This is a genomic window from Streptomyces sp. ADMS (assembly GCF_033441795.1).
In the GTDB taxonomy this organism is placed as follows: domain Bacteria; phylum Actinomycetota; class Actinomycetes; order Streptomycetales; family Streptomycetaceae; genus Streptomyces.
On record NZ_JAVFVX010000382.1, the window covers coordinates 1 to 597 of the forward strand.

The window sequence follows — 597 nt, forward strand, 5'->3', positions numbered from 1 at the left end:
GACATCCGTGGTGATCTCCTCCTGGATGGCGATGTCTCGCCGCAGGAAGACGTGCAGCAGGTCATCGCGGCTGACGATGCCCACCAGCAGGCCGAGGTCGTCCACGACGGGCAGCCGTTTGACGTGGTGGCGGGCCATGGCACGGGCCGCCTCCACGACCGACCACTCAGGCCGCGCCGTGACGGCGGGGCTCGTCATCAGCTCCCCGGCGGTCAGCGCGTGCGCCTTGGCGCTCTCCGCGGGCAACAAGTGCGTGGCGCTCAGGTGTCCGCCCGGATCCGCCTGGCTTTCCTGTCTGCGTAGCAGGTCCGCCTCCGACACCACGCCGATCGGGCGGCCTTGATCATCGACGACGGGTACCGCGGTGATGTCGTGCTCCGTGAGGTTCTGGACGATGTCCTTGAAGCCCAGGTCACGCCGCACACTCACCACAGCCGTGGTCATGAGGTCTCCGACCAGTCGATGCAGCATTTCGCTCCCTCCTCACGTCCTCGCGGCACAGGTTCACTCTCCACTGTCCGCCCCTTGGAGAGCGCCTGCATTTCACGCGTTCCGGGAGTTGCCTCCGCCGAGCGGCACCGGCTCGTGCTCGCGGCC

The 597-nt window shown here is 68.0% G+C and carries 1 protein-coding gene; it reads right to left on the bottom strand.

The window, feature by feature from the left end:
- The coding region (locus RB628_RS41160) for a CBS domain-containing protein (protein ID WP_318325737.1) at positions 1 to 471 on the bottom strand (471 nt) is incomplete at its 3' end.
- Positions 472 to 597: the final 126 nt, after the last annotated feature.